Origin of the sequence: Anoxybacillus sp. FSL W8-0104 (genome assembly GCF_038004465.1) — a bacterium.
GTDB classification, from domain to species: domain Bacteria; phylum Bacillota; class Bacilli; order Bacillales; family Anoxybacillaceae; genus Anoxybacillus; species Anoxybacillus flavithermus_G.
Map to the genome: position 1 here is coordinate 254,775 of NZ_JBBOQU010000001.1, position 19,688 is coordinate 274,462.

The following is a 19,688-nucleotide window of genomic DNA, read 5'->3' on the forward strand; positions in this document are numbered from 1 at the left end:
TTATTAAAAGTGAAAAAAATTGCAAAAAAATAAAAAAGGAATGTGTGTTCTTATTATCTTATAAAAAACAGTAATTTTATACATATTTTCCCAAACAACTTCCTTTTATTTTTTTGCCTTTCTTTTCACTTATTTAACAAAAGGAGGTATATAAATGCCGAAGATTTTAATCCCTAACTATACGCGTTCTTCGTTTGACAATTACGGGGTTTCTTTAATCAATGCCCCTGCATTTTGGGATCGCTCTTTCAAAGGACAAGGAATTAATATTGCGGTGATTGATACTGGGTGTGATAGAGAACACGAAGAATTGTCCGACAACATTATAGATGGATTCAATTTCACAAACGATGATGATGGAGATCCAACCAATATAACCGATTATTCAGGTCATGGTACACACGTCGCAGGAATTATTGCTGCTTCTAATAAGAACGGTATTATCGGGGTTGCTCCAAAAGCTAAATTGTTGATTTTGAAAGTAATCGGAAAAGATGGTTCTGGAGATTATAAAAACTTAATTAGAGCCCTTAATTTTGCTATTGAATGGCGAGGTAAAAACAATGAGAAGATCGATATTATCAATCTTTCATTGGGGGGACCAAATGATGATAAGGATTTAAAAAATGTTGTAGAAAAAGCCGTTTCGCAAAACATTTTTATTGTTGCTGCATCTGGAAATAACGGTGATGGTTCAGAAATAACAGATGAGATTCTTTATCCTGGTTTTTATAAGGAAGTAATTCAAGTTTCAGCAATCGATGAGCAACTTAATCCAGTTTTCTTTAGCAATACCAATATAAATATTGATTTTTTGGCTCCAGGAAAAGATATTCACTCAACTTTCCCTAACAACACTTACTCAAAACTTTCTGGCACTTCTATGGCAGCTCCTCACGTTACTGGTGCAATCGCTTTACTTTTAAACCTATTTAAAACACAAAATATACCGATAAATTTTGAACAAATATATCTATATTTAGCTTCTCATTCTTTATTTTTAAATGGTTATTCTAGCAAAACACAAGGAAATGGAATTATTAAATTATAAGGGGAGATAAAAATATGGAAACAATAACAAATACTCCAATCGAAACGTTTATTAAAGCAATCGGAAATTTTGGCTTTCCTTTAGTATTGGCTGTATATTTACTATTACGTTTTGAGAAAAAAATAGAATCATTGACGGAAGCAATTAATCAATTGCAACAAGTAATAAAAAAATGAAAAATATGTAAGTTGCCATTACCAACTAAATATATAATATAAAAATTGTTAAAATAGTTATTATTTTCTATTCACTATATCTTTATTAATTAGCACTAACATTACATTTGGAAGGGGGGTGAAAAATATGAATCAGGAAAGACATAACACCAAAAAAGAAAACAAAGTGACTTCTCAAGTTGTAGTTTATTGTGATAAAGATCGTAAGTGTTGTATAAATAACGAAAGTTGCACAGGAACTTTTTATTACTTTCCAGATGGTACGTCTGTTCTACAATATTGTGGTTGTCATTAACACATTATTTTAAAAGTTATTTAAGTTTTACAATTAAACGAGCTGCTAACAAGCTTAGCAGCTCTCTTTTTAGTTATTACCAATAAACAAAAAAGCCGATGATTCCTTATTAGCGTAGGAAAAATCGGCTTTTTTCATCCCAAAATTGTCTTATAGTATGTCCTCTACTTTTTGTTGGTATTATTCCTTTTCGTCTAAATAGAAACAGTAATCACATATCTTTACATCATATGCAGACTCAATGGATTTCTTCAAACGTTTTAGTTCCTTTGAGTATTCTATGGCAATATTCTGGTAAAGTTCTTTTTCATCTTCCGTACAACAATCAATACACTTAACTATTTTAAGAAGATCAATTTTGATTTGATTATATTTTTTAATTTTCTCATCAATCTTTTCCACGATTTCACCCTCATACTTAAACAATCACATCTTTATCTAGAGATAAGATTCTTGCAATTTTCTTGATATTAGCTCCTAAAATCTCGTGTCTTTCACCAACTGTCTCTATAACTGTAAATGGAGTATATTTTTGTCCCAATTCTCTAAATTCCTGAGCTGCGGATACGTCATTAACAATATCTCTTTCAATAAAGTTTATTTCCATTTCCTTTAACCATGCTTTAAGGGCGTAACAATGCCCACAAAACGGGTTGGTATAAACCGTAATTGAGTAGCTCATTTTTATTACCTCCCTCATTTTTTCTCTATCTTTATAGGTGAAAACAACTAGAAAAAACTCAAAAAAAAAAAAATTTTGTCTTTTTTAGAGTTTTTCAAAAGAAAATACACCTTTATTAATAGAGAGAAAGAGAGGTGAACACGAATAATGAAAAGGCAGGATGAAAAAAAAATAATTCTTCCTTCTACCTCATTGATTTGTGCGCCACATCGTAGTTGCTGCCATTATGGGGATAGCTGTCCTGCAACTTTTAAAGTGCTACCTAGTGGAGCTCTAGCTTTTCAATATTGTGATTGTCCATAAAAATGAAAAAGGAGGATATTAGAATGGCCGTACTAATTAAAAGCAAGGAATTAGAAACTGAAAGTAAGAATGCTTTACTTGAAGAGCTTAATAACAGTGATGAATTTGCTTTATTGGTTTCCGAAATTTCAAGACAACATACAGTAAAAGATGTAAAGGAAACAGATGCTTTAAAACTTACTTTTGGTACCGGAAAAACAATAGATGCTATATTTGTAAAGTTAAATGATGAGGCAATTATTCAGGCTTTGAAGGATGAGGACGAGTTTAGAATTAAAGCTCATTTCTCTGCTCTAAAAAACAGAAAAAAAGTAATCAGAAAAGCCATTGTCAAAGATAATTCAGTTGAAATTGAATTTGAAATTCCTTTTGAAGCTTCTTACTTCTTGTTTGTAGAAGAGCTTAAAAACCCAATGGGGGCTGACAAAATAACTGAAGATGAAATCGCACCTGAAGCCTGGTATGAGGGATGCTTAGTTTTCTATGATTCTGGTAGTGGAAAATATTATTACTACAAGTACTGTGGAGCCAAGTGTGGAAGTGGAACACCAATTAACGCATTAGACCGATGCTGCCAAGCTCACGATCGTTGTTGGGCTAATTTTGGTAAAGGAGACGATGGTTGCGATTACGAATTATATCTCTGTGCAAACGCTACTTATGATCCGGGCTGGTGGATGGTTGCCGAGTTTGGATTATTGTGCTCTCAAGGAAAACTAGGAAGCATTTGCTAAATGTTTGAAAAGAGGCTGTCTCAAAAGGTCGTTAAACCGACCTTTTGAGGACAGCCTCTGTTTCTTTTTCTTACCATTTGGTTATTTATTCCTTTTTTGAAGCAGGAATTTCTCCTTATTTCTGAATTTTATCCTGTTTTTTCCTGGTTGGATCGGTCGTGACCGCCCACTTTTTCAAATTGTGGGCAGCACAAATAAGCCTCCCATTCCGCGGTAATTTTTGGGAGTCTTTACGCAGAAGATCGACAATGGAGAAAAATGTTTCGTAAATGACGTCCTTCATCCGTTCCGACCGAAATCGGTTGATCGTGCGGAAATCTGGTGTTTGATGGTCGGATAGCCACATAAAGTAAATGTTTTCTTTCAATTGCTTGGCGATTTGGCGAGAGGAGTAGATCCGATTGGCGTAGGCATACAGGATGACTTTCAACATCATTTTTGGATGATAGCCTGGGCGGCCTCCGCCAGGATAGAGAGAAGCGAGCAGAGCCGGATCCATTTGTTCCACTGCTAGATCCACGATTCGGCAAAGATGATGTTCCGGGATGAAAATCTCAAGATCCATTGGCAAAATGAGTTGATCTCGGTTATAATAAATGTACATAAGAAAACCGTCCTTTCTTGGTAGGGTTGTGGCGACTCTATTATACCAAAAAAGGAACGGTTTTCTTCTTTTTTTGCGAAAAAAAGAAGGGTGTCCGAAAAGCGAACGCTATGCGAACACTTTTGGGACAGCCTCTTTTCGTGCTCTTATCCTCCCATAACACGAGCTAAATAATAATAAAAACTCCAAAGACCTAAAGAACTAAGGCTACTTAACAAGACAGCAAGCGATAAAAATAGGCTAGCGTTGGATTCCTTTCTATAACGAACCAGAAACATAATGGACAGGATGATACCAGCAACGAAAAAGGGTAGCCATACCAGCCATAAAGAACCGAAGGGGAACCCAGTATCTATGAGGTAACCCACTATAAAAACAAGATTGACGAATAAAATTACAGGAAGAATTATTTTCTTCATTTACATTTTCACCTTTTTCTAGAAACTAGATTAAAAAAACTATTTTATATAATTTTAACAAAAAAGAGAAAAGTTTTAAAGAGTTTTTTCTTATCATAAAACCCTAAGAGAAGAACTATATACATGCAACATGAAGAGTTGACTTCTCAGTCATCCTGCACACCCTAAGCGCTGCAGCACTTCCTCCGAACGTTCGTGGATGTAGTGGACAAACCGAGTAATGGCTTGAATGATATCGTTGCGATCCTTGTGAAACACATTGGCAATCACTGTATATCCCAGTTATTTCTATGAGTGTTCGATCGGGTTCAGCTATGGCGAATAGGGAGGAAGGGAAAGAAAGTGAAAACACTGCCCTTCTTCCCGCAAAAACTCCTTGACCATGTTGGCATGGTGAATGCGAGCGTTATTGTAAATTAGCACATTATTTCAGAATCACTTTTTCAAATTATTTCAGATGGATTCTAATGTGCAAAATTTTTGCGGATTGTTCCGGATTTTGCACATTCTTTCGGAACGTTTGCACGCTCTTTCAGATGAAGATTTCCAGCGCGCCTGATGGACCGATGGAAAATGGAAAAGTGAAAGCACAAAAGAGGCCGATTCGGCCCCTTTCGTCCTAATACCCCATTTCCTCTGCGGCCATGCGCACCACTTCTTCGTCAATGACGTCCTTTTTCAGCTGATGCCCGTATAACAGGCACGTCGTGGCCAACGTGTTGATCACCCGAGGCCATCCCCGCGACTGCAGGGCAATCGCCTCTAACGCCGATGGAGTGAAGATCGGATGCTTCGCCCCGGCCTGTTTCATCCGATGCTCGATGTAGCCCGCCACCTCTTCCTTCTCCAGCGGCCCCATCCGGTATCGCATGATGATCCGCTGATCGAGAGAGCGGTGCTGATTGAGTCGCAGCTTCCCCTGTAAATGGGGCAGCTCGGCCAACATCAAGACAAATGGGTTGGTCGAATCCATCTCAAAGTTGAACAAGATGGCGATGTCCTGTAAAAAGGCATCCTTTGCGAAATGCATCTCGTCCAAAATGAACACCGGCGTAATCTGTCGTTCATGATACAAACGCTCGATCGCCTGCTGGATTTGGCGGAAGAGGTCTACCTTGCGGTACTTCGGTTCCTCTCCTAATCCCAAGGCCAGTCCACGGTAAAAATCCATCACGCCTCCGGTCGATAACGGGAAGTAGACCACATGATACAACGAAGGGGACAACGATTCCTTCCACGCCCGAAGGACGAACGTCTTGCCCGCCCCCGGCTCTCCGATCAACAGCCCGATCCCCCAGGTTCGCTTCACGTACTCCAGCGCCCGCAACGCTTCTTGAAACGCCGCCCCTTGATACGCCTCGGACGGGTCGGTTTCTTTCGCAAACGGCTCCCGCGAGAGGGAATAAAACGTTTTATACATCCTGTTCGCCCTCCTTCGCCGAAACCGCCGCAAACGGCGACCGGTGGCGCTTCACATAGGCATTGTCCTCCAAACGCACCCGAATGGCTTCCGCCACCCGTTTGCCATCTTCGTACACATAGACGCCTCGTTCGTCATAGCGGAGCTCAATCGATTGCCCAATGAACCGAGGCGGCACTTCGTATAGCTGTTTATTCAGGGTGATCGTGCCATCGGCTTTCACCTTGCGGTGCCCCCGTTTCAGAAAAATCGCATCCAGCCAATCGTCATCTTCGATGAACGACACGAGATGCACTTGCGATTGAAACACCTCATGCGGCGTTTTTCCGTCCAGTGAGGCGTGCGGTTTTCGATGATACTCCTCTTCAAGCCACTTCCAAAAATGCTCGTTCAACTCGTCAAGCGATTTCGGCGTATTCCGCTCCAACAGTGGATAAAACCGTGTCTGTACGGTGCGGAAGAACCGTTCGATTTTTCCCTTGCATTGCGGGTCATACGGCTGGGTGTGGATGAGTGTAATCCCATAGCCATCAAGTTAAGAAATTGAGCTTTTATACACCACTGAAAACATGGTATCCTTTCTAGCGAATACTCTTCGCACTAGCATTGCAGTAATTAAATCTGATGATTCAAAATACTAAGAATGTTCAATTTTTTATTGATTTCGAAACAAAAAAATCCTTTACAATGGAAGTACAGGTGGTTCCTGTCCAAATCCAATCGTAAAGGATAACTGTTATGGACAAGAATACACTAATTTCATCATTTGGTAAATGGGTTTCACCCATAAATATTCAAAAACTTAGCGAACAAGTCAAAGAATTGAAACAGGACTATTACACAAAAAAGCTGACAACAGAAGCCTATATTAAATTTTTATTGGTAGCCCAACTGCTCGAATTTAAGAGCTTAGAGGAAATGAGTGATGCACTTGTAGACGAAGATCTTCAAAAAGCACTCGGATTTGAATCGATAAGTGCCTCTCAGCTATCCCGAAAAAACAATCAGATCAACCCACTAATTCTTGCAAATTTGTTCTTGGATCTTGTTTGGAAAATTCAACGGTACCATTATAAAAACGGAAAGAATATGCCACTGAAAATCATTGATTCGAGTACACTCCCGTTGAATTTGACCAATTATAAATGGGCAAAATTCCGTAAAACAAAAGCTGGTGTAAAGCTACACTTACGGCTCGTTTTCATGGATAAAGACACCGTCTATCCTGAAAAAGCAGTGATTACGACAGCAAAAGAACATGACCGAAATCAACTCGAAGTCCTAGTGGATGATAAAGAAGCCATGTATGTGTTTGACCGCGGTTATGTGGACTATGAACGTTTTGACCGGATGACAGATGATGGCTATTTCTTCGTTTCAAGACTGAAGAAAAACGCAGTCATTCGTGAAGTCTATACATTTTCACTTCCTGATGATTGTCACGTTCTATCCGATAAAATGGTCTATATTGGTACCACACAAAATCGTACTGAAAATGTCTATCGTCTACTAGAAGTTATGGACACAAAAGGGAACTTACTTCGTTTAATTACCAACCGATTTGATTTAAAAGCAGAAGAGATAAGTGGTATTTACCGATCTCGCTGGGCTATTGAACTCTTTTTCAAATGGCTTAAGCAACACGTAGAAATTAAGCACTTTTATGGAATGAGTGAAACAGCTATTCAAAATCAAATTTTCTTAGCCCTTATCACGTATTGCTTACATGTTCTCATTCAATTGGAGATGAAAAGTAAGAAATCCCTACTTCGAATTACTCGTTGGTTAAAGAGAGCTCTGTGGAAACCAGCTTATGTTTGGTTGCGAAAATTTGATGGGCGAGCCAGTCCATAATCTCCCTTTTGTCGTTGTCGCTCTGATTTAACTGTATATATTTACCAAATGGACAGTGCCGCCTTTCTTTAGGTTTTGTCTTTTTGGCACAAATTCACAAAAAATAATTAACAGAAAATTCTAACTATATTTATGCAATGCTAATGACTCTTCGTTAGAAAGGATTTTTTCTATGGAAAATCAAATGCAAGCATGGATGAAAACCATCCGCCAACTTTTCTCGCCTAAGACATTGACTCATCTTGCTCAAGAAACAGGATTTATCCAACGAAAACGAGCATTAACGGCAGAAGCATTTTTGACTCTTTGTGCATGGGGAGATGGCTCACTGGCACAACAATCACTCCAACGGTTATGTACGTCTCTCACGCTCCGCCATGACTGTTCCCTGTCCAGCGAAGGATTGAATCAGCGCTTTACCGAGCGAGCCGTGGCGTTTTTGCGAGAAGTGTTTTTCCTTCTCCTCCAACGACATTGCTTTGGTCCACCATCCAAGCCCACCGGACGTGTTTTACTCGCTTGCGGATTTTGGACTCGACCAGTTTTTTAGTTCCTGCCGACTATGGGGAAGACTACCGAGGTTCCGTCTCATCAGGAGCGAAAATTCAGTTTGAATATGACTTGTTGTCTGGTGCCTGTCTTCAACTATGTGTGCAATCGGCGAATGACTCGGACGCCCGTTTTGCCTATCATGCCCAGCACATGATTTTGCCGAATGACCTATGTATTCGTGATTTAGGCTTTTTCTCCATTGCCACACTAACCGAGATCGACGCCCACGGAGCGTATTATATTACTCGGCTTCGTTCCGATATGAAAGTGTATATCGAAGAGAATAGTCAGTGGAAGGAATGAGATTAGGAATCTCTTGGGAATCAATTAAAGGAAGGGGAAGCCGTAGAAATGGAACATGTATACATCGGGCATAAGCGTTTGTATATCCCACGCTTGATCTTTCGACGTCTAACGGAAGAAGAATGACAAAAACGGATGCAGGTTTATGAGCTTTATTCTTTGCGTTGGCAAATTGAGCTGTTGTTTAAAGCGTGGAAGTCCATCTTTGATCTGGCGAAAGTCAAAAAGATGAAGAAAGAACGGTTCGAATGCCATGTATATGGGACGTTGATTGCCATTTTGGTGACTCAGACCTTTCTGTTTCAAGCTCGAACGTATTGGCAACAAACAGAAGGAATTCAAATCAGCGAACGGAAAGCACTAGATGTTCTCCAATCCTATTGGCAACAACTGCTTTTGCGCCTATCCAAGGAAGAAATCAGCCTTTCTTCTCTCCTCCTTCTATTGAGAAAACATGGAAGAAAGGATCGAAGGAAAGGAAAAGAAACGGCATCGGATCTCTTGGTTAAATTGGGTATTTATTGATTAGATTCATAAAAACGCCAAATAACCCTCTCCAAGAGGGTTATTTGGCATGCCTAAAACATGTGGTATTCTTTTTCTTCAGCTAATGATCACAGACATTGCGCATGGGATACAGCAATGCCTAACCACTAAACTTGACGGGTATGGGGAAATGCCCTCTCTATGAAAACAACCGATTTCTCATTTTGAAAAGTTCGCGTTCCGTCATCGTTGTTTTATGAACGGTGAAATCAACGTCAAGTTGGAGGTTGTTGAGACGTTCGTTGAATTGTTTGTAGTGGGAGTCAATTTTTTCGTTTAGTGCGTGGATTTCTTGTTTCATTGCTGTCATTTCACCGCGCATATGATGGACATCCATTGTTAAAGCTTCAAGCTTTGCGTCCGTTTCGTCCTGACGATGGAGAAGAGCGTTCATAAGATCGTAAAGCTCTTTTTGTCCATTTTTTAATGCTTGTTGCTCTTCGCGAATGAGTTGCTGCTCTTTGCGGAATGCATTCATTTCCTCCCGCAACGAGTTTATTTCTTCACGGAATGTTTTCTGCTCTTCGCGAATGGCTTGTTGTTCTTCACGAATGTCCTGCAACTCTTTTTGGATGTCTGTGACGACGAGTAAAATTTTCTCCAATAATTGCTCGCTCATTTTCTCACCTCCTTTGCACACAACCATATTATAACATCATTCGACAAAAAAGAGGGATAAAAAATCCCCCTATGCTTCCACGTCTATAAATTGAAACGATGAAACGTCAAATAAGCCTTGGTCGGTTAATTTCAGCTCTGGAATGACTGGCAATGCTAGAAAGGCAAGTGTAATAAATGGATTGAATTCGTCTGATGCTCCAATCGTTATTAAAGCATCGTGTATCTTTTGCAGTCGTTCTAATACGTCTTCAAACCTTTTCGCTGTCATGAGACCGCTGATTTCAAGCGGCAAGTCTGCTAACACATGTCCATTGTCGACAACAGCAAGTCCACCGTTTATATGTTTTATATGTTCAATTGCAACGATGATGTCGTTATCGTTCGTTCCGGTGGCGATGATGTTATGTGAATCATGAGCAATCGATGACGCAATCGCCCCTTTTTTCAGTTGAAAGCCGTTGACGATACCAACACCAACGCCAAGACCACGATGACGTTCAACGACGACAAGCTTTAACAGATCCCGCTCCACCGATGGTTGAAAGACCCCGTGTTCAACATCCACTTCTGTCATGAGCCGTTTTGTATGCAAATGATTTGGGATAATTTGAATGACATTTGCTTTATTCCCATGAAGAAATGGGATTTGTATATGTTGTTTCGTTATTTCTTTCGCATGAATAGATTGCGTAATGGCTTTGTCGATTGAATTAGTTTTTTCTACCGAAAATGTCGCTCGCCCGTTTTGAGCAACAAGTTTCCCTTTTTTGTAGACGTGTGTAATAGAAAATGCATGCAAATCTTCTACAAACAAAAAGTCGGCATCATACCCAGGAGCGATCGCGCCTTTCGTATATAGGCGATAACATTCTGCCGCATTTAATGTCGCCATTTGAATAGCTGTCAGTGGATTCATGCCTGCTTGAATCGCTAGACGAATATGATGATCGATACTTCCTTCTGTGACAAGCTCATCAATATGTTTATCATCTGTGCAAAATAAAAAGCGGCGCGCGTTATACGTATTGACAGCAGGGAGTAGTTTGTTTAAATCTTTTGCGACCGAACCTTCCCGAATTAGTACGTACATGCCTCGTTGAATGCGGGCGATCGCTTCGTCTATTGTGACACATTCATGGTCAGTGTGGACATTGGCGCTTCGGTATACGTTCACAGCTGTTTCATCCAGTCCAGCTAGATGACCGTCGATCAGTTTATTTGCTTCCATCGCAGCGGCTAGTTTCGCAAGCATAGGTTGCTTTCCTTCTAGAAGTGAAGGATAATCCATCACTTCTGCAAGTCCGAGCACGCGCGGATGGGAAAAGAATGGGGCTAAATGTTCGGCGTGCAATGTCGCGCCAGCATGTTCAAAATCGGTGGCGGGTACGCACGATGGCAGCATGACATATACATCGAGCGGAATGTTATTCGAATCGTTTAGCATAAATTCAATGCCTTTTGTCCCCGAGACGTTCGCAATTTCATGCGGATCAGTAATGGCGGTTGTGATGCCGTGCGGAACGATGACGCGAGCAAACTCGCTTGGGGTAACCATTGATGATTCAATATGAACATGTCCGTCGATCAAACCCGGGCAAACGTATTTTCCTTGTGCATCAATGATCGTATGCCCGTCATATGTACCGATACCGACGATTTTTCCGTCGGTAATCGCAATGTCTCCTTCGATGATATCGTGGGTAAAAACATTGACGATTTTTCCGTTTTTCACAACAATATCAGCGATTTGTCTTTTGGAAGCTACTGCAAGTTGTTTCATAGATGTTCCTCCTCCCCAACTCGATACGAGGAGCAATCCTCGTAGTCAAACGATTTACGGTCGTTTGGTAGAAACTTTCGGACCATATTTCCGAAATTATACGAGTTGTTTTTCAAAAATTTTTTTCATTCTACAATGTTATTTGTTCTCTCGTCAATGCTTGATTTATGTCGAATAAACGATAAAAATGTATATTGTTTCATTGTCGAAAATTTAAAAGGGGTAAACCCTGGATCTGGTTATACACAAGAAGCGATTGAAACAGTTTTCCCAACGATAACGAGATGTCCAGTTGGGCATCTCGTTTTTTTGTTCATCTAAAATGAATGGCAAATGTTGCTTCACTGCACGAAAGTTTGGTATCATCATAGTATTGTGAAAGGTCGACAATATCGGAGGTGAAACATATGTCACGAATCTCAATCGAGCAAGTAAAACACGTCGCGCATTTAGCACGTTTAGCGATTACAGAGGAAGAAGCGACAATGTTTGCGAAACAATTAGACGCCATTATTACGTTTGCGGAGCAGTTAAATGAGCTGGATACAGAAAACGTTCCGCCAACGTCGCACGTGTTAAATATGAAAAACGTCATGCGTGAAGATGTACCGACAGCTGGTCTTCCGTTAGAAGACGTATTAAAAAACGCACCAGACCATCAAGACGGGCAATTCCGAGTACCAGCCATTTTAGAGTAAGGAGGGAAGAATATGTCATTGTTTGATTATCGTGTATCTGAACTGCACAGTTTATTACATAAAAAAGAAATTTCCGTTTCAGATTTAGTGGATGAATCGTTTAAACGGATTGCCGAAGTAGAAGAAAAAGTACAGGCGTTTTTAACGTTAAACGAAGAACAAGCTCGCATGAAGGCAAAAGAGCTAGATGAAAAATTGGGAACAGAAAAGGAATTTGGTTTACTTTTCGGAATGCCGATCGGCATTAAAGATAACATTGTGACAAAAGGGCTACGCACAACGTGTGCCAGCAAAATTTTGTACAACTTCGACCCGATTTACGATGCAACGGTTGTAGAGCGTTTAAACGAAGCTGACGCAGTGACGATCGGAAAATTAAATATGGACGAGTTTGCGATGGGATCATCGACAGAAAACTCTGGCTTTCAACTCACGCGCAATCCGTGGGATTTAGAGCGCGTGCCAGGCGGTTCTAGCGGCGGTTCAGCAGCGGCAGTGGCAGCAGGAGAAGTGCCATTTGCGCTTGGATCAGACACAGGTGGATCGATTCGCCAACCAGCTGCGTTTTGCGGGGTTGTTGGGTTAAAACCAACGTACGGCCGCGTATCGCGCTATGGGCTTGTTGCGTTTGCGTCTTCGCTTGATCAAATTGGTCCGATTACGCGCACCGTTGAAGATAATGCATACTTACTACAAGTCATTTCTGGATTGGATCCGATGGATTCTACATCCGCAAATGTTGACGTACCAGACTATGTTTCTGCCTTAACAGGTGACATTCAAGGTTTAAAAATTGCCGTGCCGAAAGAATATTTAGGAGAAGGGGTATCAGACGAAGTGCGCCAATCGGTATTACAAGCGCTAAAAGTTTTAGAAAGCCTTGGCGCAACGTGGGAAGAAGTTTCACTTCCTCACTCAAAATATGCGCTCGCGACATACTACTTGTTAGCATCTTCTGAGGCGTCTGCTAACCTTGCTCGCTTTGACGGCGTTCGTTACGGCTACCGAACAGACAATGCAAAAAGCTTAATGGAGATGTACAAGCAAACGCGCAGCGAAGGGTTCGGCAACGAAGTGAAGCGCCGCATTATGCTCGGAACGTTTGCGTTAAGCTCGGGCTACTATGACGCATATTACAAAAAAGCGCAAAAAGTGCGGACGCTCATTAAACAAGACTTTGAAAACGTCTTTGAAAAATACGACGTCATTATCGGACCAACAACCCCAACGCCAGCGTTTAAAATTGGTGAAAAAACGAGCGATCCATTAACAATGTACGCAAACGACATTTTAACGATCCCAGTAAACCTTGCCGGTGTTCCAGGTATTTCGATTCCATGCGGATTTGTCGACGGGCTTCCGGTTGGTTTGCAAATTATCGGCAAACATTTCGATGAAAGCACAATTTATCGCGTCGCTCATGCGTTCGAACAAGCAACAGACTATCATAAACAAAAACCAACGTTGTAAGGGGGGAATGAGTGATGAATTTTGAAATTGTCATCGGACTTGAAGTGCACGTCGAGCTGAAAACGAAATCGAAAATTTTCTCAAGTAGCCCAAACGCATTCGGAGCGCCCCCAAACACACAAACGAGCGTCATTGACTTAGGGTATCCGGGCGTTCTTCCGGTGCTGAATAAACAAGCGGTTGAATATGCGATGAAAGCAGCGATGGCATTAAACTGCGAAATTGCGACGGAAACGAAGTTTGACCGGAAAAACTATTTTTATCCAGACAACCCGAAAGCGTACCAAATTTCACAATACGACCAACCGATTGGACAAAATGGTTGGATCGAAATTGAAGTGAACGGCAAAAAGAAAAAAATCGGCATCACGCGCATTCATTTAGAAGAAGATGCCGGAAAGCTGACGCATACAGGGGATGGCTATTCGCTAGTTGACTTTAACCGTCAAGGCACGCCCCTTATTGAAATCGTATCTGAGCCAGATATTCGTTCACCAGAAGAAGCGTATGCGTATTTAGAAAAATTAAAATCAATCATTCAATATACAGGCGTATCCGATTGCAAAATGGAAGAAGGTTCGCTTCGTTGTGACGCAAACATTTCCCTTCGCCCAATCGGTTCAGACAAGTTCGGTACGAAAACGGAATTGAAAAACTTAAACTCATTTAACTTCGTTCGCCAAGGATTAGAATACGAAGCGAAGCGCCAAGAGAAAATTTTATTGTCTGGCGGTGTGATCCAGCAAGAAACGCGCCGTTTCGATGAAGCGACGAAAACAACGATTTTAATGCGTACAAAAGAAGGTTCGGAAGACTATCGCTACTTCCCAGAACCAGATTTAGTGATGCTTTATATTGACGATGAGTGGAAAGAGCGCGTACGTGCGTCCATTCCAGAACTTCCGGATGCGCGGAAAAAGCGATATGTCGAAGAGCTTGGTTTGCCGGAGTATGATGCGAAAGTATTAACGCTTACAAAAGAAATGGCAGACTTTTTTGAGGCAACGGTTGCAAATGGTGCGGATCCAAAGCTTGCTTCAAACTGGCTCATGGTCGAAGTATCTGCTTATTTAAACGCAGAACAAAAAGAATTACATGACATTGCGTTAACGCCAGAAAGTCTTGCAAGCATGATTAAACTCATTCAAAACGGCACGATTTCGTCAAAAATTGCGAAGAAAATCTTTAAAGAGCTTGTTGAAAAAGGTGGCGATCCAGAGCAAATCGTCAAACAACAAGGGCTTGTGCAAATTTCTGACGAAGCAACGTTGCGCAAAATTGTGTTAGAAGTGCTCGACGCGAATCCACAATCGATCGAAGACTTCAAAAACGGAAAAGACCGTGCGATCGGATTCTTAGTCGGTCAAATTATGAAAGCAACAAAAGGACAAGCCAACCCACCGCTTGTGAATAAGCTGTTAGTAGAGGAAATTGGAAAACGATAATGAAACAATAGGAGGCCTGCCCACCGGCAGGCTCTGTTTTCAATAAAAATTTTTGCACTATTAAAAAAATACAATTAACAAACGTTGTGATCGAATGATAGATTTTTTATAAGAAAAAACCAATTGATTTAGTAGGATATGAAATCTCGAAGGGTCAAAGAGGGGAGAGGAAACGATGAGCAATGAACAAACCTTCCGCCCGGAGACGCTCGCCATCCACGCCGGGCAAAAACCGGATGCGGACCTGGTGTTGCTTATTCGTTACTTATAGCAGGTAAAACTCTAAATAATCAATCATACATTGATTGTGCTGTCAGCGGAATGAAACTGGCAAGCAAACGGCTTTACAACATTTTTTCTCCTTCCTTCTGTCATGGTTTATCGGGAGTTGCGTATATATGCAACAGATTTTATGAAGAAACGAATATCAGCGATTTTAAGGAAGCCGCCTGCAAATTAGTCGATGATATAATAAAATTTTATAATGAGGAATTCCCTTTTGGCTTCAAAAATATTGAGGAGAGCGAAGGAAGCACGAAATATTATGATTATGTGGGACTAATCGATGGAACAGCGGGAATTTTATTGACGATATTAGCTATACAAAACTCGAAAAAAACGCCTTGGGATTGTGCATTTTTATTATCTGAAGTTTAAATGTTGTTTATATACAATGGAAAAGCCGACTGATCGATGGTTAGAGGCAAGCCGCAGAGGGGGCTCCATCATACCTTGGCGTACCGATCGGTCGAACAACTCCCTAAAAAGGGTGTTGTTCGATCAATCGGTCATCGATCAAATATGTTGGAAAAGGTTCATAGACAAGAGGTGTCTTTCACCCGGGCGTCACTCAAGACGTGCGCATTTTTTAGTAAAAAGCAACAAAGAGTAAAGCTTCACATTGCACCTATGAACAACGCAACGGTGTTATGAGATTACCCCATGATATGGGGATGGAATAGGTTAAAATGAGATTCAACTGTATGGGGGATCAAAAGATGAATAACAAGAAAATTTTGGTCGTTGATGATGATGAAGATATTTGCTGCACCATTAAACAATATTTGGAGCTTCATCATTATCAGGTAGAAACGGTCCACAGCGGTGTAGAAGCGTTGAAGATGATAAACGACGATTTTGATTTGATTGTGTTGGATATCATGATGGAAGGAATTGACGGAATGGAGCTGTGTACAATCATTCGTGATCGGGTTGATTACCCTATTGTATTTGTTAGTGCTAAAACGCTGGAGGAAGATAAGGTTCAAGCTCTGGCGATCGGTGGGGATGACTACATCACCAAGCCGTTCAGCTTAAAGGAGTTAAAGGCGAGAATTGATTCTCATTTAAGAAGGGAAGAACGGATTCGTTCAAACGAGAGATATCTTTTGAGTTCTAAAAATATTACGATTGATCTTTTGGCTAATGAAGTCTTTTGTAAAGGAAAGAAATTACCGTTAACAAAAAAAGAATATGAGATTGTGAAGTTGTTGATGCTCAATAAAAAGGTCGTTTTCTCCAAAGAAAGAATCTTTGAACGAGTATGGGGGATTGACTCCGACAGCCAGTTAGACACGGTTACAGAAAGCATCAAAAATATTCGAAAAAAAATCAAGGACGTCGATCCAGAAACCTCTTATATTCAAACATTATATGGGCTCGGCTATAAATGGGATGTGAGCAATGAAAAACGATAAAACAATCAAACGAGATTTTTACTTGTTGGTTGTGAAGGTAGTGTTGGCAACAGTGATCTCTTCAGCCGTTACCTATTTATGCGTAATCTATTTGATTATGACATTAACCACGAACGATGTGGTGAAACCGACCAATTATTTCGTGAAGGATTTGGATTTGATTGAAAAAAAGGTGAAAGAAAACGAAGAGGCGATTTTCAAGGGGAGATTAATCCCATACCCGTCAAGTTTAGTGTTAAGGGTCGTTGTGTCCATACGCAATGTTTGTGATCATTAGCTGAAGAAAAAGAATACCACATGTTTTAGGTATGCCAAATAACCCTCTTGGAGAGGGTTATTTGGCGTTTTTATGAATCTAATCAATAAATACCCAATTTAACCAAGAGATCCGATGCCGTTTCTTTTCCTTTCCTTCGATCCTTTCTTCCATGTTTTCTCAATAGAAGGAGGGGAGAAGAAAGGCTGATTTCTTCCTTGGATAGGCGCAAAAGCAGTTGTTGCCAATAGGATTGGAGAACATCTAGTGCTTTCCGTTCGCTGATTTGAATCCCTTCTGTTTGTTGCCAATACGTTCGAGCTTGAAACAGAAAGGTTTGAGTCACCAAAATGGCAATCAACGTCCCATATACATGGCATTCGAACCGTTCTTTCTTCATCTTCTTCACTTTCTCCAAATCAAAAACGGACTTCCACGCTTTAAACAGCAGTTCAATTTGCCACCGCAAAGAATAAAGCCCATAAACCTGTTGCCCATCAAACGACTCTTGTGGTAAATTAGTCAGTAAGATGTGGTATTTCTTTTGTTCGAGGGTTTGGCGTGTCAGCGCCTTCCCTTTTCTTTTTTCCCTTTTTCGCACATACGCCATCCGTTTTTGCCATTCTTCTTCCGTCAAACGTCGAAAAATCAAGCGTGGGATATACAAACGCTCATGCCCGATGTATACATGTTCCATTTCTACTGATTCCCCTTCCTTTAATTGATTCCCAAGAGATTCCCAATCCCATTCCTTCCACTGGCTATTCTCTTTGATATACACTTTCATATCGGAACGGAGCCGAGTAATATAATACGCTCCTCGGGCGTCGATCTCGGTTAGTGCGGCAACGGAGAAAAAGCCCAAATCCCGAATACATAGGTCATTCGGCAAAATCGTGTGCTGGGCATGATAGGCAAAACGGGCGTCCGAGTCATTGGCCGATTGAACGCATAGTTGAAGACAGGCACCAGACAACAAGTCATATTCAAACTGAATTTTCGCTCCTGATGAGACGGAACCTCGGTAGTCCTCCCCGTAGTCGGCAGGAACCAAAAAACTGGTCGAATCCAAAATCCGCAAGCGAGTAAAACACGTCCGGTAGGTTTGGATGGTGGACCAAAGCAATGGGCGTTGTCGTTGGAGGAGAAGGAAAAACACTTCTCGCAAAAACGCCACGGCTCGCTCGGTAAAGCGCTGATTCAATCCTTCGCTGGACAGGGAACAGTCATGGCGGAGCGTGAGAGACGTACATAACCGTTGGAGTGATTGTTGTGCCAGTGAGCCATCTCCCCATGCACAAAGAGTCAAAAATGCTTCTGCCGTTAATGCTCGTTTTCGTTGGATAAATCCTGTTTCTTGAGCAAGATGAGTCAATGTCTCAGGCGAGAAAAGTTGGCGGATGGTTTTCATCCATGCTTGCATTTGATTTTCCATAGAAAAAATCCTTTCTAACGAAGAGTATTCGCTAGAAAGGATACCATGTTTTTAACGGTGTACAAAGGCCCAAATGCTTAACTTGATGGCTATGGAGATTAATCCCTATCCATCGTTACAGTGAAAAGATACAGGGAGAAGTTGTAGACATCAGCGGTAAGCATCTGTATGGTGATCGAGAAATTATAGACGATCAAGTGGATATTAGTCAATCGATCAACCGTGAGATTGTAAAAGGAAGCTATGTGTATCGGTTCATTCCCCTGAAGCATGATAACGCCATTCAGGCGGTATATGTGTTGAAAGCGCCTTTTGGGTTCATCATTAACAATCAAAATCGCTTGGAAGCCGTGTTGATTTATGCTGTGATGTTTATTTCTCCGTTGATCTTTTTTATTGTCTATTTGATTTTCTTTACATCTAGGCTGTACAAATCATTGTTTCATAATGTCAAATTGTTGCTCCAGGCTTCGGATCACATTGCAAGCGGGAATTTTGATTTTCAAGTCTCGGGGTTGAGAAGAAAAGAGTTTATCAAGATCCAGGATTCCTTTAATACCATGATCAGTGCACTGAAAGAAATGGTGGAACGTTTAGCAAAGACCGATGACGAACGAAAAATGATGGTATCATCGATCGTACATGATATCAGAACCCCGTTAACGGTCATCCAAGGACAAATTGATTTGATTCAAGATTTGAGAAAGTTGGACCACTTTGATGTCACTCCCCATTTAGAGATTATTCGCAAAAACTGTGGGAAGATGACCATGTTGACAGATAATTTGTCGTTGCTCTATAAAGTAGAGAATGACCACTTCTCATTGAATGGAAAAGAAGTGGATGTAAGGCAAATCCTTGAGGAGAAAAAACTAGAGATCTCAACAATGGTTTACCATCAAAAATCGATAAACATTTGCTTTGATGTGAATTTGCAAAAATCATCTTACATACTTGATGAAGCGATGTTAATGAGAGTGTTGGACAATATTTTATACAACAGCCTGAGGTTTACAAAAAGCGGAGAAATTAAGTTGGAAGTACATGATGAGAAAGAGGGGAATGAATGGAAAATCTATTTTCGCTGTTCAGATACAGGAACGGGATTTAAAGAAAACGATACGTCTTTGTTGTTCCAGCCTTTTTACCAGGATAAGCAGTATAAAAATCATGTTGGATTAGGACTGTATATTGCTAAAAGAATTGTGAATCATCATGGCGGTGAAATTTGGGCCTACAACAATGAAAAAGGTGGAGCGACGGTTGAATTTTATATTAAGGAGCTATCTGATTAATCATCCAATCTTATGGGCTTTCCGCCGTTATCGAGAGTGGAGAATGCAGCTA

Annotated in this window: 20 protein-coding genes, 4 pseudogenes and 1 riboswitch; of the genes and pseudogenes, 14 read left to right on the forward strand and 10 right to left on the reverse strand. The window is 40.8% G+C overall.

Annotation, left to right across the window (positions count from 1 at the left end):
- Positions 1-154: 154 nt before the first annotated feature.
- Positions 155-1,051: a S8 family peptidase gene (locus NST18_RS01435; RefSeq protein WP_004888795.1), complete on the forward strand. Its 897-nt coding sequence runs from the start codon at positions 155-157 to the stop codon at positions 1,049-1,051.
- A gap of 14 nt (positions 1,052-1,065) precedes the next feature.
- Positions 1,066-1,227 (forward strand): YvrJ family protein, encoded by a 162-nt coding sequence (locus NST18_RS01440; protein WP_004888796.1) that lies wholly within the window; start codon positions 1,066-1,068, stop codon positions 1,225-1,227.
- 475 nt (positions 1,228-1,702) lie between these two features.
- Here NST18_RS01440 and NST18_RS01445 read toward each other — a convergent pair whose 3' ends face one another.
- Both NST18_RS01445 and NST18_RS01450 read right to left on the reverse strand, forming a co-directional pair.
- On the reverse strand, positions 1,703-1,924 hold the full coding sequence (locus tag NST18_RS01445; protein WP_035018400.1) for a hypothetical protein: 222 nt from the start codon (positions 1,922-1,924) through the stop codon (positions 1,703-1,705).
- A 16-nt stretch (positions 1,925-1,940) separates the two neighbouring features.
- A complete protein-coding gene (locus tag NST18_RS01450; RefSeq protein ID WP_035018401.1) occupies positions 1,941-2,204 on the reverse strand; it encodes a glutaredoxin family protein in 264 nt (87 codons plus the stop codon).
- 305 nt (positions 2,205-2,509) lie between these two features.
- On the opposite strand from NST18_RS01450, the gene NST18_RS01455 reads away from it, so the two are divergent.
- The gene (locus NST18_RS01455; protein ID WP_340721143.1) at positions 2,510-3,241 is read left to right on the forward strand and encodes a hypothetical protein; all 732 of its coding nucleotides are present in this window, start codon (positions 2,510-2,512) and stop codon (positions 3,239-3,241) included.
- 226 nt (positions 3,242-3,467) lie between these two features.
- Here NST18_RS01455 and NST18_RS01460 read toward each other — a convergent pair.
- The 5 genes and pseudogenes from NST18_RS01460 to NST18_RS01480 form a co-directional block, all read right to left on the reverse strand.
- Positions 3,468-3,845, reverse strand: a pseudogene (locus NST18_RS01460) (transposase); the annotation flags it as partial.
- A 146-nt stretch (positions 3,846-3,991) separates the two neighbouring features.
- Complete coding sequence (locus tag NST18_RS01465; RefSeq protein WP_035018403.1) at positions 3,992-4,264, reverse strand: hypothetical protein; 273 nt, start codon at positions 4,262-4,264, stop codon at positions 3,992-3,994.
- A 312-nt stretch (positions 4,265-4,576) separates the two neighbouring features.
- Positions 4,577-4,687, reverse strand: coding sequence for a transposase (locus NST18_RS01470; RefSeq protein WP_178378766.1), 111 nt, complete (start codon positions 4,685-4,687; stop codon positions 4,577-4,579).
- Between the two features lie 196 nt (positions 4,688-4,883).
- Entirely contained in the window at positions 4,884-5,684 is an 801-nt protein-coding gene (locus NST18_RS01475; protein ID WP_004888799.1) for an ExeA family protein, read from the reverse strand.
- Positions 5,677-6,207: pseudogene (locus tag NST18_RS01480) on the reverse strand (integrase core domain-containing protein); the annotation flags it as partial. The pseudogene NST18_RS01480 and the gene NST18_RS01475, both read right to left, overlap by 8 nt.
- A gap of 215 nt (positions 6,208-6,422) precedes the next feature.
- On the opposite strand from NST18_RS01480, the gene NST18_RS01485 reads away from it, so the two are divergent.
- The 4 genes from NST18_RS01485 (at position 6,423) to NST18_RS01500 (ending at position 8,918) form a co-directional block, all read left to right on the forward strand.
- A complete protein-coding gene (locus NST18_RS01485; RefSeq protein WP_032101754.1) occupies positions 6,423-7,538 on the forward strand; it encodes an IS4 family transposase in 1,116 nt (371 codons plus the stop codon).
- Positions 7,539-7,710: 172 nt separating this feature from the next.
- The gene (locus tag NST18_RS01490) at positions 7,711-8,088 is read left to right on the forward strand and encodes a hypothetical protein (RefSeq protein ID WP_340721145.1); all 378 of its coding nucleotides are present in this window, start codon (positions 7,711-7,713) and stop codon (positions 8,086-8,088) included.
- Complete coding sequence (locus tag NST18_RS01495) at positions 8,067-8,393, forward strand: transposase (protein ID WP_231110097.1); 327 nt, start codon at positions 8,067-8,069, stop codon at positions 8,391-8,393. The genes NST18_RS01490 and NST18_RS01495 overlap by 22 nt, the downstream gene beginning before the upstream one ends.
- A 159-nt stretch (positions 8,394-8,552) precedes the next feature.
- Positions 8,553-8,918 (forward strand): transposase, encoded by a 366-nt coding sequence (locus tag NST18_RS01500; RefSeq protein WP_230456151.1) that lies wholly within the window; start codon positions 8,553-8,555, stop codon positions 8,916-8,918.
- 160 nt (positions 8,919-9,078) lie between these two features.
- On the opposite strand, the gene NST18_RS01505 is transcribed toward NST18_RS01500, so the two are convergent.
- Both NST18_RS01505 and ade read right to left on the reverse strand, forming a co-directional pair.
- Positions 9,079-9,585 carry a hypothetical protein gene (locus NST18_RS01505; protein WP_004888800.1) on the reverse strand — a complete coding sequence of 169 codons (507 nt, stop codon included), beginning with the start codon at positions 9,583-9,585 and terminating at the stop codon, positions 9,079-9,081.
- 42 nt (positions 9,586-9,627) lie between these two features.
- Positions 9,628-11,340 carry an adenine deaminase gene (ade, locus tag NST18_RS01510; protein WP_004888801.1) on the reverse strand — a complete coding sequence of 571 codons (1,713 nt, stop codon included), beginning with the start codon at positions 11,338-11,340 and terminating at the stop codon, positions 9,628-9,630.
- Between the two features lie 22 nt (positions 11,341-11,362).
- Positions 11,363-11,464: riboswitch (purine riboswitch) on the reverse strand.
- Positions 11,465-11,747: 283 nt separating this feature from the next.
- Here ade and gatC point away from each other — a divergent pair.
- From gatC to NST18_RS01540, 6 genes and pseudogenes are all read left to right on the forward strand, one after another.
- Positions 11,748-12,038 carry an Asp-tRNA(Asn)/Glu-tRNA(Gln) amidotransferase subunit GatC gene (gene gatC, locus NST18_RS01515; RefSeq protein ID WP_004888803.1) on the forward strand — a complete coding sequence of 97 codons (291 nt, stop codon included), beginning with the start codon at positions 11,748-11,750 and terminating at the stop codon, positions 12,036-12,038.
- Positions 12,039-12,050: 12 nt separating this feature from the next.
- The gene (gene gatA, locus NST18_RS01520) at positions 12,051-13,508 is read left to right on the forward strand and encodes an Asp-tRNA(Asn)/Glu-tRNA(Gln) amidotransferase subunit GatA (RefSeq protein ID WP_004888804.1); all 1,458 of its coding nucleotides are present in this window, start codon (positions 12,051-12,053) and stop codon (positions 13,506-13,508) included.
- Between the two features lie 14 nt (positions 13,509-13,522).
- Positions 13,523-14,953 carry an Asp-tRNA(Asn)/Glu-tRNA(Gln) amidotransferase subunit GatB gene (gene gatB, locus NST18_RS01525; protein ID WP_004888805.1) on the forward strand — a complete coding sequence of 477 codons (1,431 nt, stop codon included), beginning with the start codon at positions 13,523-13,525 and terminating at the stop codon, positions 14,951-14,953.
- 300 nt (positions 14,954-15,253) lie between these two features.
- Positions 15,254-15,610 carry a lanthionine synthetase LanC family protein gene (locus NST18_RS01530; RefSeq protein WP_230456241.1) on the forward strand — a complete coding sequence of 119 codons (357 nt, stop codon included), beginning with the start codon at positions 15,254-15,256 and terminating at the stop codon, positions 15,608-15,610.
- A 341-nt stretch (positions 15,611-15,951) separates the two neighbouring features.
- Positions 15,952-16,650: a response regulator transcription factor gene (locus tag NST18_RS01535; RefSeq protein ID WP_004888808.1), complete on the forward strand. Its 699-nt coding sequence runs from the start codon at positions 15,952-15,954 to the stop codon at positions 16,648-16,650.
- A pseudogene (locus NST18_RS01540) lies at positions 16,637-16,867 on the forward strand (sensor histidine kinase); the annotation flags it as partial. The gene NST18_RS01535 and the pseudogene NST18_RS01540, both read left to right, overlap by 14 nt.
- A 142-nt stretch (positions 16,868-17,009) precedes the next feature.
- Here NST18_RS01540 and NST18_RS01545 read toward each other — a convergent pair.
- Entirely contained in the window at positions 17,010-18,341 is a 1,332-nt protein-coding gene (locus NST18_RS01545) for an IS4 family transposase (RefSeq protein ID WP_340720650.1), read from the reverse strand.
- Between the two features lie 95 nt (positions 18,342-18,436).
- Between NST18_RS01545 and NST18_RS01550 the strand changes: the two are divergent.
- A pseudogene (locus NST18_RS01550) lies at positions 18,437-19,636 on the forward strand (ATP-binding protein); the annotation flags it as partial.
- Positions 19,637-19,688: the final 52 nt, after the last annotated feature.